Origin of the sequence: Sphingomonas sp. Leaf33 (assembly GCF_001421785.1) — a bacterium.
In the GTDB taxonomy this organism is placed as follows: domain Bacteria; phylum Pseudomonadota; class Alphaproteobacteria; order Sphingomonadales; family Sphingomonadaceae; genus Sphingomonas.
In genome coordinates, this window is record NZ_LMLB01000001.1 from 188,793 (window position 1) to 203,724 (window position 14,932).

Annotated in this window: 15 protein-coding genes; 6 read left to right on the top strand and 9 right to left on the bottom strand. The window is 68.2% G+C overall.

What is annotated here, in order from left to right; all coding sequences use genetic code 11:
• The 5 genes from ASE86_RS15570 to ASE86_RS00980 all read right to left on the bottom strand — a co-directional run.
• Positions 1–626 (bottom strand): DNA polymerase ligase N-terminal domain-containing protein (locus tag ASE86_RS15570; protein ID WP_321162976.1); only part of this gene is annotated, 626 nt, incomplete at its 3' end.
• A gap of 90 nt (positions 627–716) precedes the next feature.
• Entirely contained in the window at positions 717–1,598 is an 882-nt protein-coding gene (locus ASE86_RS00965) for a Ku protein (RefSeq protein WP_056421662.1), read from the bottom strand.
• A 90-nt stretch (positions 1,599–1,688) separates the two neighbouring features.
• The gene (locus ASE86_RS00970; protein ID WP_056421663.1) at positions 1,689–2,789 is read right to left on the bottom strand and encodes an ATP phosphoribosyltransferase regulatory subunit; all 1,101 of its coding nucleotides are present in this window, start codon (positions 2,787–2,789) and stop codon (positions 1,689–1,691) included.
• A 145-nt stretch (positions 2,790–2,934) separates the two neighbouring features.
• Positions 2,935–4,512 carry a phosphoglycerate dehydrogenase gene (serA, locus tag ASE86_RS00975; RefSeq protein WP_056421664.1) on the bottom strand — a complete coding sequence of 526 codons (1,578 nt, stop codon included), beginning with the start codon at positions 4,510–4,512 and terminating at the stop codon, positions 2,935–2,937.
• 118 nt (positions 4,513–4,630) lie between these two features.
• The gene (locus ASE86_RS00980) at positions 4,631–5,761 is read right to left on the bottom strand and encodes a phosphoserine transaminase (RefSeq protein ID WP_056421665.1); all 1,131 of its coding nucleotides are present in this window, start codon (positions 5,759–5,761) and stop codon (positions 4,631–4,633) included.
• Between the two features lie 164 nt (positions 5,762–5,925).
• Between ASE86_RS00980 and ASE86_RS00985 the strand changes: the two genes are divergently transcribed.
• Both ASE86_RS00985 and ASE86_RS00990 read left to right on the top strand, forming a co-directional pair.
• The gene (locus ASE86_RS00985; RefSeq protein ID WP_056426374.1) at positions 5,926–6,591 is read left to right on the top strand and encodes an extensin family protein; all 666 of its coding nucleotides are present in this window, start codon (positions 5,926–5,928) and stop codon (positions 6,589–6,591) included.
• 25 nt (positions 6,592–6,616) lie between these two features.
• Entirely contained in the window at positions 6,617–7,492 is an 876-nt protein-coding gene (locus tag ASE86_RS00990) for an LOG family protein (RefSeq protein WP_056421666.1), read from the top strand.
• Positions 7,493–7,903: 411 nt separating this feature from the next.
• Here ASE86_RS00990 and ASE86_RS00995 read toward each other — a convergent pair whose 3' ends face one another.
• The gene (locus tag ASE86_RS00995) at positions 7,904–8,596 is read right to left on the bottom strand and encodes a c-type cytochrome (RefSeq protein ID WP_056421667.1); all 693 of its coding nucleotides are present in this window, start codon (positions 8,594–8,596) and stop codon (positions 7,904–7,906) included.
• 91 nt (positions 8,597–8,687) lie between these two features.
• Between ASE86_RS00995 and ASE86_RS01000 the strand changes: the two genes are divergently transcribed.
• On the top strand, positions 8,688–9,578 hold the full coding sequence (locus ASE86_RS01000) for a prephenate dehydratase (protein ID WP_056426377.1): 891 nt from the start codon (positions 8,688–8,690) through the stop codon (positions 9,576–9,578).
• A gap of 32 nt (positions 9,579–9,610) precedes the next feature.
• On the opposite strand, the gene nudC is transcribed toward ASE86_RS01000, so the two are convergent.
• The 3 genes from nudC to ASE86_RS01015 are packed head-to-tail and all read right to left on the bottom strand — an operon-like array spanning position 9,611 to position 12,830.
• Complete coding sequence (gene nudC / locus ASE86_RS01005; protein WP_056421668.1) at positions 9,611–10,477, bottom strand: NAD(+) diphosphatase; 867 nt, start codon at positions 10,475–10,477, stop codon at positions 9,611–9,613.
• On the bottom strand, positions 10,474–11,799 hold the full coding sequence (locus tag ASE86_RS01010; protein WP_056421669.1) for a serine hydrolase domain-containing protein: 1,326 nt from the start codon (positions 11,797–11,799) through the stop codon (positions 10,474–10,476). The genes nudC and ASE86_RS01010 overlap by 4 nt, the downstream gene beginning before the upstream one ends.
• A 2-nt stretch (positions 11,800–11,801) precedes the next feature.
• Positions 11,802–12,830, bottom strand: coding sequence for an A/G-specific adenine glycosylase (locus ASE86_RS01015; RefSeq protein WP_235523948.1), 1,029 nt, complete (start codon positions 12,828–12,830; stop codon positions 11,802–11,804).
• A gap of 28 nt (positions 12,831–12,858) precedes the next feature.
• Here ASE86_RS01015 and ASE86_RS01020 point away from each other — a divergent pair, with 28 nt between their 5' ends.
• Genes ASE86_RS01020 through ASE86_RS01030 form a run of 3 tightly spaced genes read left to right on the top strand, consistent with a single transcriptional unit; the run spans position 12,859 to position 14,832 of the window.
• Entirely contained in the window at positions 12,859–13,389 is a 531-nt protein-coding gene (locus ASE86_RS01020) for a DUF721 domain-containing protein (protein WP_056426383.1), read from the top strand.
• Positions 13,389–14,060 (top strand): DsbA family protein, encoded by a 672-nt coding sequence (locus ASE86_RS01025; RefSeq protein WP_056421670.1) that lies wholly within the window; start codon positions 13,389–13,391, stop codon positions 14,058–14,060. Before ASE86_RS01020 ends, ASE86_RS01025 begins: the two co-directional genes overlap by 1 nt.
• A gap of 25 nt (positions 14,061–14,085) precedes the next feature.
• The gene (locus ASE86_RS01030) at positions 14,086–14,832 is read left to right on the top strand and encodes a thioredoxin domain-containing protein (protein ID WP_056426386.1); all 747 of its coding nucleotides are present in this window, start codon (positions 14,086–14,088) and stop codon (positions 14,830–14,832) included.
• Positions 14,833–14,932: the final 100 nt, after the last annotated feature.

The following is a 14,932-nucleotide window of genomic DNA, read 5'->3' on the forward strand; positions in this document are numbered from 1 at the left end:
CCCGTGCCGGGGAGGAATTTATGGGGTGGCCAGGTCTTCAGCTCCATGGTCTTTTTGCCCTCGGCGATCTCCTGCATCGTCCGGCCGGTCTTCACGCTGGTCAGCCCGGCCTCGACCAGTTCGTCCGCGCCGCCGGCATCGGCATCGTCGATCTTGCGGAGCAGCCAGTTCTCTCGGCGTTCCTTGCCCCGCGGTTTCAGGCGGATGAGCAGCCATTCGCCGCGCATCCGTGTCCCCTGCAGGACGAAGTGCAAGTGGCCCTTGTCGAGATCCTTTGCGCTCTTGCCCGCGATCGGCGCCCACAATCCGTCGTCCCACAGCATGACGGTGCCGCCGCCATATTCGCCTTGCGGAATCGTCCCCTCGAAATCGGCATAGGACAGCGGATGATCCTCGGTCCGCACGGCCAAGCGCTTTTCCGCCGGATCGAGGCTCGGCCCGCGCGTCACCGCCCAGCTTTTGAGCACACCGTCGATCTCCAGCCGGAAGTCCCAGTGCAGCCGCGTCGCGTCGTGCTTCTGGACCATGAAGCGGTGGCCGGTGCCCGGTGCGATCTCGCCCGCAGGCTCGGCGGTCTTCGCGAAGTTCCGCTTGGCGTTGTAGGTTTCGAGCGGGTTTGTACCCATCACCGGTGCTCCCGCGAAGGCGGGAGCCTAGGGCGGCGAGCGCGACGCCCGTGGCTCTGGGCTCCCGCCTGCGCGGGAGCACGGGCGGGATCAGGCACGCTTTTTCGCCGGGGTGCGCTTCGCCGGTGCCTTCTTGGTCGCAGCCTTGCGCGCGGGCGCTTTCTTAGCAGGAGCCGCGGTTCCCTTCCCTTCCAGCGACTTCTTCAGCGCCGCCATCAGGTCGACGACATTGCCGCCCGACGGTCGCGCGCCGCCGTCCTTGTCCTCGATGATCTTGCGACCCTTGGCTTTCTTCTTGCGCTCGATCAGATCCTTCAGTGCATCAACATAGCGGTCGTGGAAGCCCGCAGGATCGAACTTCGCGGTCTTCTTCTCGATCAGCGACGACGCCAGGTCGAGCAGATCGGCATCAGGCTTGTCGTCGGGGATGTCGCGGAAATAGCCCTGCGCCTTGTTGACCTCGTCGGCGTAGCGCAGCGTTTCGAGCACCATGCCGCGCCCGCACGGCTTCAGGCTGACGACATATTCGCGGCCGCGCATGGCGAGCTGGCCCAGCCCCACCTTGCGCGCCTTGCGCAGCGCCTCGCGCAGCACGATGAACGCCTCCTCGGCCAGGTCGTCGGCCGGCACGACGAAATACGGGCGTTCGTAATAGAGCACGTCGATCTCGTCGGCGTCGACGAACTGGGTCAGCTCCAGCGTCTTCTTCGATTCAAGCTTCACCGCGTCGATCTCGTCTTGGTCGAGCAGGACATATTCGTCCTTCGACAGCGCGAAGCCCTTCACGATCTCGTCGGTATCGACCGCGCCCAGGCCGGGGACGACCTTCTCGTACTTTACCCGCTTGCCGCTGGGTTCGTGGACCTGATGGAACGCGATCTGCGCGCCCGATTTGGTCGCCGAATAGATCTCGACCGGGATCGACACGAGCGCGAGCCGGATCTGTCCCTGCCAATAGGCGCGTGCGGCCATCGAACCGTCCCCGTGTCGTTGCGAGGTCGATTCAATTGCCGGGCGTCGATTCGGGTTCCGTCGGAGCGAGCGCGGACTCGCTGCTCCAGATCAACTCCCGGCGAGTTCGGCGCGACCGCCCAGCCAGACGTGGGTGCATAGCTGCGCCTCCGGCGTATCGATCGCCTCCAGCGCGGCTACCGTCACCCAGCCGTCGCGACGCAGCTTCGCGCCCTCTTGCGGATCGGTGCCGACGGGGAGGAACAGTCGCCGCCGTTCGGGCGTGCGGGCGAGACTCCCGAGTACGGGGTCGAGGAACAGCGACATGCCGACCGCCGGTTCCTCGTGCCCATCGGCGTGGAGGATGACATAGGAGCCGCCACGCCCGATCTCGCGCAGCGCGCCGGCCGCGAAGATCGAGAAGCCGAACCAGCTCTGATATTCGAAGCCGTGGCGTTCGGTCGGGTCGAGCGTCAGCTGCGTGCCGGCCGGCAGCGCCGCCACGATCCGCTCCAGCCCGTCGATCCGCCCGGCGAGCGCGCCGCCGGTGTCGTGCGCGCGGAGGCGAGCGATCGCGGCATCGAACGGCCCGGCGGCCTCGATCAGCGGCAGATACCTCGCATCGATCGCGGCGACGCGGCCGGCGTCCTTGGCGTCCAGCGCATCGCGCAGCTCGGTCAGCCGCGCGTCCGGCCAGTTTTCGGCCAGCGTCGGGACGAGGTCGGGCAGGGTGAAGTCGACCGACACGCCGGTGATCCCGGCCTCGGCCAGCGCCTCGACCGCCACCGACACGACTTCGCGCGCCGCGGCCACCGAATCGAGGCCGATCAGCTCGATCCCCAACTGGCGCATCGCGCGCGCGGGGTTCAGGTCGCTGCCGCGCAGTTTCAGCACCGGGCCGACGTAGGAGAGCCTGAGCGGGCGCGGGTGGTGGCCCATGCGCGTCGCCGCGATCCGCCCGACCTGCGCGGTGATATCCGGCCGGATCGCCAGGTTGCGCTGCGAGACAGGATCGACGAACCGCACCGCGCCGTGCGCACCACCGGCCTTCAGGCGGGCGGAGAGCTCATCCTCGAACTCGGCGAGCGGCGGATCGACCTGCTCATAGCCATAGCCGCGCGCCACATCGAGCACGCCGCGCTCGATCCGCGCGGCGATATCGGCGAGCGGCGGCAGGCGATCGTCGAACCCTTCGGGAAGGAGGCCGGTCATGCGAGCTTGAGAGCGAAAAAGGACATGCCGCGCCCCATATCCGTTCGCCCTGAGCTTGTCGAAGGGCCGTTCTTCGATCCGCGTGCGCGTCGCTTGCGGCTAAAAGAACGGTGCTTCGACAGGCTCAGCACGAACGGTGTGTGGGTCAGAACGACAGCGCCATCGCGGTCTTCACGCCGCCCAGCGCCTTCACCTTGGCCAGCAGGTCCGGCGTCACCGCGTCATCGACGCTTAGCAGCAGGATCGCTTCGCCACCCGCCTCGCGACGGCCGAGGTGGAAGGTGCCGATGTTGACGCCCGATTCGCCGAGCAGCGAGCCCAGGCGGCCGATGAAGCCCGGCGCGTCCTCGTTCACCACGTAGAGCATATGGCCGGCCAGATCGGCCTCGACCTTGATGCCGAACAGCTCGACCAGGCGGGGTGCGCGGTTGCCGAACAGGGTGCCGGCGACCGAGCGTTCGCCCGCATCGGTCTTCACCGACACGCGCAGCAGCGTGTGGTAATCGCCTTCGCGCTCGGTGCGGACCTCGCGTACTTCGATGCCGCGTTCCTTCGCCAGGAAGGGTGCGTTGACCATGTTCACCGTGTCGGTCTGCGTGCGCAGGAACCCGGCGAGCACGGCCGAGACGATTGGCTTCTGGTTGACCTCGGCCGCGGCGCCCTCGCTGTGGATCGAGATGCGCGGGGTCGCGCCGGTCGAGAGCTGGCCCACCAACGAGCCGAGCTTTTCAGCGAGTGCCATGTACGGCTTCACCCGCGGCGCTTCCTCGGCCGAGATCGACGGCGAGTTGAGGGCGTTGGTGACGCCGCCGGTCATCAGGAAGTCGGCCATCTGCTCGGCGACCTGGATCGCGACGTTGACCTGCGCTTCGCTGGTCGAGGCGCCCAGATGCGGCGTCGCCACGAAGTTCGGCGTGCCGAACAGCGCGTGTTCCTTGGCCGGTTCGGTCACGAACACGTCGAGCGCTGCGCCGGCGATATGGCCCGAATCAAGCAGAGCTTTGAGCGCAGCTTCGTCGATCAGCCCGCCGCGCGCGCAGTTGATGATGCGCACGCCCTTCTTGGTCTTGGCGAGGTTTTCGGCCGACAGGATGTTGCGGGTCTGGTCGGTCAGCGGCGTGTGCAGCGTGATGAAGTCGGCGCGCGCGAGCAGCTGGTCGAGCTCGACCTTCTCGACGCCCAGTTCGACGGCGCGTTCGGGCGACAGGAACGGATCGAAGGCGATGACCTTCATCCTGAGGCCCAGCGCGCGGTCGGCGACGATCGAGCCGATGTTGCCCGCACCGATCAGGCCCAGCGTCTTGCCTGTGACTTCGACGCCCATGAAGCCGTTCTTCGGCCATGTCCCCGCCTGCGTCTGCGCGTTGGCTTCGGGCAACTGGCGGGCAAGCGCGAACATCAGCGCGATCGCGTGTTCGGCAGTGGTGATCGAGTTGCCGAACGGTGTGTTCATCACGACCACGCCCTTCGCCGAGGCGGCGGGGATATCGACGTTGTCGACACCGATGCCGGCGCGGCCGACGACCCTCAGATTGGGCGCGGCGTCGAGGATCGCCTTCGTCACCTTGGTCGAGCTGCGGATGGCGAGGCCGTCATAGTCGCCGATGATGGCGATCAGCTCCTCGGGCGTCTTGCCGGTGATCTCGTCGACCTCCAGCCCGCGCTCCCGGAAGATCTGCGCGGCTTTGGGGTCCATTTTGTCGCTGATGAGGACTTTGGGCATGAGTTCGGCGTCCTAAAGAAACCGTTCGGGCTGAGCTTGTCGAAGCCCTGCCCTTCTTTGAACGGTTGAGAAGAAGTACGGCCCTTCGACAAGCTCAGGGCGAACGGCAGGGGTGGGGTCAGCCGGCCTTCGCGACTTCGTAGGCCCAGTCGAGCCATGGGCCGAGCGCCACGATATCGGCGGTGTCGACGGTCGCGCCGCACCAGATTCGCAAACCCGGCGGCGCGTCGCGATAGCCGGCGACGTCATAGGCCGCACCGGCCTTTTCGAGCGCACCGGCCATCGTCTTGATGAACGCCTCGTCGGCACCGGCGACGGTCAGGCACACGCTGGTCTTCGACCGCGAAGCCGCGTCTTGCGCCAGGTGGCCGAGCCAGTCGCGTTCGGCGACGATCCGGTCGAGCGCTGCCGCGTTCGCGTCCGAGCGCGCGATCAGCCCGCCCTCGCCCAGCGACTTCGCCCATTCCAGGCTGGCGATACAGTCCTCGACCGCCAGCATCGACGGCGTGTTGATCGTCTCGCCCTTGAACACGCCTTCGGCCAGCTTGCCCTTGGAGACGAGGCGGAAGACCTTCGGAAGCGGCCAGGCGGGGGTGTAGCTCTCCAGCCGCTCGACCGCGCGCGGGCCAAGGATCAGGACACCGTGGCCGCCTTCGCCGCCCAGCACCTTCTGCCAGCTGAAGGTCGCGACATCGATCTTGTCCCACGGCAGGTCGTAGGCGAAAACCGCGCTGGTCGCGTCGGCGAACGAGAGGCCTTCGCGGTCGTCGGCGATCCAGTCGCCGTTCGGCACGCGCACGCCGCTGGTGGTGCCGTTCCAGGTGAAAAGCACGTCGGTCGCCCAGTCGACCGCGGCCAGGTCCGGCAGCTGGCCGTAATCGGCGCGCAGGACGGTCGGATCGAGCTTCAGCTGCTTGACCGCATCGGTGACCCAGCCTTCACCGAAGCTTTCCCACGCCAGCGTCGTGACGGGCCGCGCGCCCAGCATCGTCCACATCGCCATTTCGAACGCGCCGGTGTCGCTGCCCGGAACGATACCGATGCGGTGCGTGTCGGGCAGGCGCAGCAGCTCGCGCATCAGGTCGATGCAATATTGCAAGCGCGCCTTGCCGATCTTGGACCGGTGCGAGCGGCCGAGCGATTCGGTGGCGAGGTTTTCAGCGGCCCAGCCCGGCGGCTTCGCGCAGGGGCCGGAGGAAAAATACGGACGCGCCGGCTTTGCCGCAGGCGCGAGGGGGAGTTCAGTCATGTCAGTCTCTCCTTGCAGAGAGCACGCGCGGCGTTGGGACCGCGTGGCCCGTCGACGGCCCTAACGCTGCGAGAGGGCCTGTCAAACGTAACATCGGATACGGTTGCGTCGGGGCGGTTGCGTCGTGCGACGAAGCCCGCGTGACAAACCCGCCCGGCGCGGGGATGATCGCGCCTGTGTTCCGCCATGCCGCGCCTGCCCTCGCCCTGCTGCTGGCCGCTTGCGGAGGCGGTCGCCCGGAACAGCCGTCGCGCCCGACCGGTGCGCCGCCGGTCACGCTGAACCAGCCGCCGAGCCGCGCGACGCAGCAATGTTTCGCCGATCTGACGCGCGAGGATGTCCGCTACTCGCCGCTCCCGGATCGCGATTTCGGCGGCGGGTGCCTGCTCGTCGGTACGGTGCAGTTGCTCGATTACGGCGTGCCGACGACCAACCTGAAGGCGATGGGGTGCCCGCTGGCCCGCACCTTTACCGCCTGGGTCCGCAACGGCGTGGTGCCCGCGGGCCGCGAGATCCTGGGCAGCGAGGTGCGCAAGGTTGAGACGTTCGGGACCTTTGCCTGCCGCAACCGCATCGGCACCGCGACCGCGCGCCTCTCCGAACACGCCACCGGCAACGCGGTCGATATCGCCGCCTTCGTGCTGGCCGATGGACGCCGCATCACGATCGAGCGCGACTGGCGGACGGCGGACCCGGACGTGCAGCAGTTCCTGGCCACCATCCGCCAGTCGGCCTGCCGCCGGTTCCGGACCGTCCTGTCGCCCGACTATAACGCGGCGCATTACAACCATCTGCACCTCGATCTCGGCGGCGCTGCATTGTGCCGGTAACGAAACGCGCGTAGTCCCTCAAAAAATGACAGATACCAAAGTGCCAGAACGCGTCTTTCCGCGCGCGAAACAGGATGCCGAGACTGCCAAGCAGGGCGTAACCACTCCCCAGACCGCGCATCCTTCCTACAAGCTCGCCTTCCAGGACATGGACTTCCTGCTGCGCGAGGACCTGCGGCCGGTTCGCTTCCAGCTCGAGCTGCTGAAGCCCGAACTGATCCTGGCGGAAGCCAAGATCGGCTCGACCTTCGTCTTCTACGGCTCGGCACGCATCCCCGAGCCCGAAAAGGCCAGAGCGCTGCTCGACGCCGCGCCCGCAGACGGTCCCGCGCGCAAGATCGCCGAGAAGCTGGTCGAGAAGTCGAAATATTACGACGTCGCGCGCGAGCTGGCGCAGAAGGTCAGCAACTTCCCCGTGGACGAATCGGGCATGCGCCACTTCGTCGTCTGCTCGGGCGGCGGCCCGTCGATCATGGAAGCGGCCAACCGCGGCGCGCTGGACGTCGGCGCCGAATCGATCGCGCTGAACATCGTCCTGCCGCACGAACAGGCGCCGAACCCGTACGTCACGCCTGCGCTGTCGATGCAGTTCCACTATTTCGCGCTCAGGAAGATGCACTTCCTGCTCCACGCCCGCGCGCTCGCCGCCTTCCCCGGCGGGTTCGGGACGTTCGACGAATTGTTCGAGCTGCTGACGCTGATCCAGACCGGCAAGATCAAGCCGATGCCGATCCTGCTGTACGGCCGCGCCTTCTGGGAACGCGTCGTCAACTTCCCCGCGCTGGTGGAAGAGGGCGTGATTTCCGAAAAGGACCTGTCGCTGTTCACCTATTGCGAGACGGCGGAGGACGGCTGGGAGGTCGTGCGCAAGCATTACGCGGACCACGACCCGACGTTGTAGGCGCGGGCGCCCGTCGGGTTTGCGCAAGCAAACCCGCGGACTCGCCACGTCGGGCAGCGGTGCCGGCACAGCCGGCTCCGTCTGACGGCGTGGCGGCCCCCGAAGGTCACACCAGGGTCACACTATGGGCGTGGTTTCTCGTGCGCCTCTCCGGTGGCGCGAACCAAAATCCCGACGATGCCAAAGAGCGCGATTCGCTGCGGAGCGTAGCGCGCGATTTCCAACTTTACTTGAAGAATCGGACGCCCCCGACGCCGCAGGCGTTCAGGCAAAAAAAACGCCGCGGGGGTGCCGCGGCGTGTCGGTTCTTCCAAGTCCTCCCGCCACGTCGTCAGACGGGACGGCTGCGCCGCCCCGCTGTCCGTCGTGGCGAGTCCGCGGATTTGCTTGCGCAAATCCGACGGCCGCCCATCACTTCGGCGCGCGTTCCGCCGCTGCCGGGTCGACCGACGGGGCGCCGCTGGCCGGAGTGGCGGCGTTCTGGACGTCGGCGGTGTTGCCGAGCGTGGCCGCGCCGTCCTTGTTCGTCGCCGCATCGCCCGCCGGGGCGCCTGCGGCCGGAGCTGCGCCTGCCGCCGGAGCGGCCGGGAGCGGCAGGTTGGAGCCTTGAGCGTTCAGATACGCGATCACGTTCGCGCGTTCCTCGGCATTGCCGAGCCCCGCAAAGGTCATCTTGGTGCCGTCGGCGAACTTGCGCGGGCTCTTCAGCCAGGCGTCCATGTTGTCGAAGCCCCAGGTACCGCCCTTGGCCTTCAGCGCTTCGGAGAAGGCGAAGCCGCCCTTCCCTTGCGCGATCGCTTCACCCAGCGTCGCATACAGGTTCGGGCCGACGCCGTTGGCGCCGCCCTGGGTGATGGTGTGGCACGCCGCGCACTTGGCAAAGCTCGCCTGGCCCTTGGCGACGTCCGCGGTGGCAAGACGCGTGGCGATGGGAGCCTCGGCCGCCGCACCGCCGCCGCCGCCTTCTTCCACGCCCTCGATCGGATAGCCCATCTTTTCCGGGCGACCGCCGTGGAAGGCCATGCCGCTCGCGATCGACAGCCCGAGTGCGCAGACGCAGCCTGCCAGCACCCAGCCCGCGATGGTGTTGCTCCGATTGTCCATTGCCGCCCGTTTGGAAAAGAGTTGTAAGTCCCTCTGCCCTTAAAGCGCAGGATTGCCCATCGCAAGCATGGCGATTACGCGGTCGCAGGACATGGACAATTACGCACCCCCCGCCCGCCCGATCGTCGCACGGATGACGAAGGCCGCGGCGAGCGAGCCGAACCGCGCTGTCGCGTTCCAGGGTGCGCCGGGCGCCAACAGCCATGTCGCGGCGATGGAAGCGTTTCCGGACGGCCTGCCGCTGCCGTGCTTCGACTTCGCCGACGCGATCGAGGCGGTGCAGACCGGCGCGGCCGACTGCGCGATCATCCCGATCGAGAATTCGCTGCACGGCCGCGTCGCCGACATGCATTTCCTGCTGCCGGAATCGGGGCTGAGCATCACCGGCGAGCATTTCCTGAATATCCGCCACGCGTTGCTGGCGGTCGACGGGCGCGCGTCGGTGCGCGAGGCGATGAGCCACCCGCAGGCGCTGGGCCAGTGCCGCCACTGGCTGCGCGACGCCGGGATCAAGCCGGTCGCCTATCCCGACACCGCCGGCGCGGCGGCGGTGGTCGCGGACCTGAAGGATCCGGCGATTGCCGCACTCGCTCCGCCGGCGGCGGCGGAACTGTACGGGCTGAACGTGCTGGAAACCGACGTGTCGGATGCGGCGCATAACGTGACGCGGTTCGTGACGCTGGCGCGCGCCGGGCGGCCGCTGGCGGGGACGGGGCCGTTCATCACGACGTTCGTGTTCGAGGTGAAGAACATCCCTGCCGCGCTGTTCAAGGCGCTGGGCGGCTTTGCGACCAACGGCGTCAACATGACCAAGCTGGAAAGCTACCAGCGCGAGGCGCGGTTCTCGGCGACCGAATTCTACGCGGACATCGTCGGGATGCCGGGAGATGCAGCGGTCGACCGGGCGATGGACGAACTGCGCTATCATTCGAAATGGGTGCGGGTGTTAGGGACCTACCCGCAGGCGCGGGTGCGGGGGTAGCAGGTAACCCTCTCCCCTGAAGGAGAGAGGGCTTAACTTGACGCCCACTCTTCCAGCAGCGTCCGCGCGATCGCGTAGGACGGTGGCGGCAGGAAGCGGGCATCGGCCGCGCCCGCCAGCGCCGCGCGTACCTCGTCGCGGGTCACCCAGAATGCGTCCTCGATCTCCTTTGCGTCGATCGTCAACGCGTCGCTGTCCGCGGTGCCGATCGCGGCCAGCATCAGCTGCCCCGGAAACGGCCAGGGCTGGCTGGCGAGGTAGCGGACGTTCGATACGCGGACGCCGGCTTCCTCGAACAGTTCGCGCGCGACCGCTTCCTCCAGCGATTCGCCCGGTTCGACGAACCCGGCCAGCGCCGAATAGCGCCCCGCCGGCCACGCCGCCTGCCGCCCGACCAGCGCGCGGCCGTCGTGTTCGGCCAGCATGATGACGACCGGGTCGACGCGCGGGTAATGTTCGGCGCCGCACGACGGGCAGGCCCGCGCCCAGCCGCCGCGGATGATGTCGGTCGCGGTGCCGCAGTTGGCGCAATAGCCGTTCCGCGCGTGCCAGCCGGTGACGCTGCGGACCATGCCGAAGATCGCCGCGTCGCCCGGCGGCATGGTGTCGAGCATCCGCATCAGCGGGCCCGATCGCGCCGGCCCCGCGGCGTCGCCCGGACGGGTCTCGGCGAAATAGGGCCGCCGTTCGGAATCGAAGCCGAGGAAGATCGGCGTACCTTCCACCTCCGCGATCGACGTCCAGGCGATCGCGCCATGGTCGTCCACCGCCGGATCGCCATTCGCCAGCCGCATCAGCCGCGCGCGCGGATCGGCGAGCACCGCCGCCAGCGCATCCGGGTCGCCCCGGACGGCATCCGCGCGGTCGAGCCAGGCGCCGGTGAAGCCGGTTTCGATCACTTGGGCGCTGCGTCCGCGTAGAGCGCCTTCACCACGTCGCTGCGCACCGGCCAGCGATCGGCGGGGAAGTAGTTGACCATCACTGTGCCGCGGACCTTCTTCACCGGATCGACCCAGGCGATCGTGCCGGCCGCCCCGCCCCAGCCATAGGTGCCCTTGCTGGCGCCACCCGGCACGTCGGCGAGATAGACCGACCCGCCCGCGCCATAGCCCATCGGCGGCCCCTGCGTGCCGCCGGTCGACCCGCCGACACCCTGGAAGGTCACGCCCGCCGGGAGCAGGTTGGACAGCGCCAGGCGCACCGTCGCCGGCTTCATGACGCGGACGCCGTCGAGTGTGCCCTCATCGACCAGCATGTGCAGGAACCGGTCGTAGTCGCGCGCCGACGACACGAGGCCGGCGCCGCCGTAGGGGAAGCTCGGCGGCTGGAGCCAGGCCGACGCCTTCGCCGGATCGAGCGGGGTCAGCGTGGTGCCGGCGATCAGGTAGTTGTCGGCAAAGCGCCCGACCTCCGACTGCGGGACTGTCCAGTAGCTCGATCGCATCTTCAGCGGATCGAACAGCCGCGTCTGGACGAAGCGTTCGAAGGGCATGCGCGCCACCTTCTCGACCACGGCGGCGGTCAGGTCGAGACCGATCGAATAGCTCCATTTCGTGCCCGGCTGCGCGATCAGCGGCGCCTGCGCGACGCGGGCGGCGAATTCCTGGAGCGACTTCGGTCGGACGAGCTTCGCCTGCGCCTCGACCGCGGCGTTGACCGCGCCAGGCAGGAGCCCCAGGCGCTCATATTCCTTCAGCAGCGGCCCCTTGGCCGAAATGTTGTAGCTGAGCCCGGCGGTGTGGGTCAGCAGCATCCGGATCGTGATCGGGCGCGTCGCCGGCACCGAATCGAGCGACGTGTCGGGGCTGGTCAGCACGCGCATCTGCTTGAATTCGGGGTAGATGTCGCTGAGCGGCTGGTCGAGCTTCAGCTTGCCGTCCTCGATCAGCAGCATCGCCGCCATCGCGGTGATCGGCTTGGTCATCGAATAGACGCGCCAGAGCGTGTCGGGACCGGCCTTCGCCGCGCCGGGATCGAGCGAGATCGTGCCGGCCGAGACGAACAGGGTCGGCGATGTGCCGCGACCGAACGCGCCGACGATGCCGGGCATCTTCTTGTCCGCGACGTATCCGTCGAACAGCGCCTGCATCGCGGGATGGCCGCGGGTTGCGGCCTGCGCAGGCTGGGGCATCGGCTGCGGGCTGGCTTGTCCTTCCCAAGCATGTGCCGCAAACGCGCTGCCGGCCGCGAGTGCCAGCGCAATCAAAGCCTTGGACCGCATCACTATCCCTTCCGAAATCTCTCCGCCGCCTTTGCGAACAGGGTCGGCAGGCCTGCCTCGGCAAGCCGTTCGACCGGCCACCATTCGCCGCCAGCGCCTGCTTCCTGCGCCTCCACGCGCGCGGCGGCAAGCCGGCAGATCAGGCGGAAGTGGGTGAAGACATGGACGATCGCGCCGTCCAGCCACTGCCAGTCGGCCTGGGCGGGGGCATCGGCAAGGGCGGGATCGTTGTCACCCCACGCCCCGGTCGGCAGCGCGCGCATCCCGCCGAGCAGGCCTGTGTCCGGGCGACGGACGAGCAGGACGTCGTCGCCGCGCGCCAGCCAGAAGATCGTGCCGTGGCGAGTGGGCTTGGCCGTCTTCGCCTTTTTCTTGGGAAACGCCTCGGGCGCGCCGGTCGCAAAGCCCGCGCAATCCGCCCGCAGCGGGCAGAGCAGGCATTTTGGCGCGCGCGACGTGCAGATCGCCGAGCCCAGATCCATCATCGCCTGCGCGAAATCGCCGGCGCGCGCGTCCGGCGTGATCGAATCGGCGTGGGTGCGGATATTGGCGCCGTCGTCGGCGAACAGCCGCGCGACGACGCGCTTCACATTGGCGTCGATCACCACCGCGCGCCGCCCGAACGCGATTCCCGCGATCGCGGCGGCGGTATAGTCGCCCAGGCCCGGCAGCGTACGCAGCGCCGCTTCGGTATCGGGGAAACGCCCGCCATGATCGGCGACGACCGCGCGCGCGCATTTCAACAGGTTGCGGGCGCGGGCGTAGTAGCCAAGCCCCGCCCACGCCGCCATGACGTCTTCGTCCGATGCCGCCGCGAACCGCGCAAGCGTCGGCCAGCGCGCGACCCACGCCTCGAACCGCGGGCGCACCGCGGCGACCGTCGTCTGCTGGAGCATCACCTCCGACAGCCAGACCCGGTACGGGTCGGGCGGCGGGTTGCCCGGCGGGCTGCGCCACGGCAGCGAGCGGGCATTGACGTCGTACCAGGCGAGCAGGCGCGCGGCGATGGATGCGGAGACCTTTGCGGACACCGCGGCTCTATGGCATGGATCGCCGAACATGCCGAAGCCCCCCCAGCCGAAACCGGTCAAAGTCGAACCGGTGCGCGCCAACCGCGCGCAACAGGTCAGCGAACTGCTGCCCGATGTCGGCCGCGCCGCGTTCCGCCGTTTCGGCTTCGTCCAGTCGTCGGTCGTCACCCGCTGGGGCGAGATCGTCGGGGACCGCTATGCCCGCGTGTCGTCGCCCGAATCGATCCGCTTCCCGCACGGCGAGCGCGCGAACGGCGTGCTGACGCTGGTCGTGCAGGGCGCGCACGCGACGATGATGCAGCACATCGCGCCCGAGATCGTCGAACGGGTGAACCGCTTCTTCGGTTATCCTGCGGTCGGCAGGCTGACGATCCGCCAGGGCGACGTGAAGCGCGAGGTCCGCCGGGCGCCGCCCGCGGTCCGCCCGGTCAGTCACGAACTGGGCGAATCGCTGCGCACCATCGCCGACCCCGAATTGAAACAGGTGCTGGCAGCGCTTGCCGCCGGCGTCGAAAGCGCGCCGGCCATCCCCGTCCCCTTCCTCGGAAAGATCAGTTGATGCGTAGCCTCATCGCGCTCGCCGCCGCCACAGTGCTGGCCGCCGCCGCGCCGCCTGCCGCCAAGGACTGGCGCACGACCGCGTCGGTGACGCCGATCGGCAGCGTGCTGGTCGGCAATCCGGCGGCGAAAACGAAGCTGGTCGAATATCTGAGCTTCACCTGTTCGCACTGCGGCGATTTCGTCGCCGAATCGAAGGCGCCGCTGCACGACACGCTGGTCCGCCAGGGCAAGGTATCGGTGGAGACGCGCGCCGCGGTGCGCGATCCGTTCGACCTTGCCGCCTGGAGCCTCGCCAAATGCGCAGCCCCGCAGAAATTCCCGGCGCTGGCGAGCGCGATCTTCGCCGCGCGCGAAGACTGGACGGCGAAGGGCGATGCCTATGCCCAGGCCAACCTGCCCAAATTGAAAGCGATGTCGCAGCCGCAGCAGCTGCGCGCGGTGATCGACAACACCGGGCTGGGCGCGATCGGTGTGCAGCACGGCGTGACGCCTGCCGCGCTCGACCGCTGCCTAGCCTCCACCGCGCAGCGCGACCAGCTGATCAAGATGACGCAAGCCGCATTCAAGAAGATCCCGGGCACGCCGGGCTTCGAGATCAACGGCAAGATGGCCGAGGGTGCGAGCTGGGCGGTGCTGTCGCCCCAGCTCGTCGCCGCCGGTGCCAAGTAATCCAGTCCTAGGAGTGATCCCGACGATGCGTTTCCTGACCGTCCTGGCCCTTGCCACCGCGCTCACCGCCTGCGGTGGCGGCAACAGCAGCAACACGATGACTGTCGATAACGTGACCGCGGCCGCGCCGGTCGCCGGCAAGGCCGCGCCGGCGGGGACCAGCTGGGTCGACACCGTCACCCGCACGCCCGACGGCGGCTGGCTGATGGGCAACCCGGATGCGCCGGTCAAGCTGGTCGAATATGGCAGCCGCACCTGCCACGTCTGCCGCGAATTCGACGAAAAGGGCTTTGGCCCGCTGACCCAGAAGTACGTGTCGACCGGCAAGGTCAGCTACGAATTCCGGGATTACCTGCGCAACGGCGCCGACATCTCGGCCGCACTCGTCGGCGGTTGCGGCGGGACGGGGCCGTATTTCACCATCCTGAACCAGATGTACGCCGACCAGCCGCGTGTGCTGGATGTGCTGCAAAAGCTGCCGCAGAGCTATTACGAGGAACTGGGCAAGCTGCCGCTCGGCCAGCAGGCGACGAAGTTCGCCGAGAGCGCGGGCTACCTCGATTTCGTCAAACAGCGCGGCATTCCGGAGGCAAAGGCACGCCAGTGCCTGGCCGACACCGCCGAGGCCACGCGCCTGCAGAAGATGAACGAAAAGGCCAACCAGGATTACCCGATCCCCGGTACGCCGACCTTCATCCTGAACGGCAAGATGCTGGAAAACACGGTGAGCTGGGAACAGGTCGAAACCGCACTGAAGGCTGCGGGGGCCTGAAATTCGCGGCGGGGGGACACATGACAGACCGTTCGGGCTGAGCTTGTCGAAGCCCTGTCCTTCTTCTGCGACGAAGAAGGGCAGCCCTTCGACGGGCTCA

Bases quoted from the DNA above. Each gene is read 5' to 3' on its own strand.
- ASE86_RS00980 (WP_056421665.1), bottom strand. From the start codon at position 5,761: ATGACTGAACTCCCCCTCGCGCCTGCGGCAAAGCCGGCGCGTCCGTAT.
- serA (WP_056421664.1), bottom strand. From the start codon at position 4,512: ATGCCCAAAGTCCTCATCAGCGACAAAATGGACCCCAAAGCCGCGCAG.
- ASE86_RS00995 (WP_056421667.1), bottom strand. From the start codon at position 8,596: ATGGACAATCGGAGCAACACCATCGCGGGCTGGGTGCTGGCAGGCTGC.
- ASE86_RS01025 (WP_056421670.1), top strand. From the start codon at position 13,389: ATGCGTAGCCTCATCGCGCTCGCCGCCGCCACAGTGCTGGCCGCCGCC.
- ASE86_RS00970 (WP_056421663.1), bottom strand. From the start codon at position 2,789: ATGACCGGCCTCCTTCCCGAAGGGTTCGACGATCGCCTGCCGCCGCTC.
- ASE86_RS01030 (WP_056426386.1), top strand. From the start codon at position 14,086: ATGCGTTTCCTGACCGTCCTGGCCCTTGCCACCGCGCTCACCGCCTGC.
- ASE86_RS01010 (WP_056421669.1), bottom strand. From the start codon at position 11,799: ATGCGGTCCAAGGCTTTGATTGCGCTGGCACTCGCGGCCGGCAGCGCG.
- ASE86_RS00985 (WP_056426374.1), top strand. From the start codon at position 5,926: ATGATCGCGCCTGTGTTCCGCCATGCCGCGCCTGCCCTCGCCCTGCTG.
- ASE86_RS01000 (WP_056426377.1), top strand. From the start codon at position 8,688: ATGGACAATTACGCACCCCCCGCCCGCCCGATCGTCGCACGGATGACG.
- ASE86_RS01020 (WP_056426383.1), top strand. From the start codon at position 12,859: ATGCCGAAGCCCCCCCAGCCGAAACCGGTCAAAGTCGAACCGGTGCGC.
- ASE86_RS00990 (WP_056421666.1), top strand. From the start codon at position 6,617: ATGACAGATACCAAAGTGCCAGAACGCGTCTTTCCGCGCGCGAAACAG.
- ASE86_RS00965 (WP_056421662.1), bottom strand. From the start codon at position 1,598: ATGGCCGCACGCGCCTATTGGCAGGGACAGATCCGGCTCGCGCTCGTG.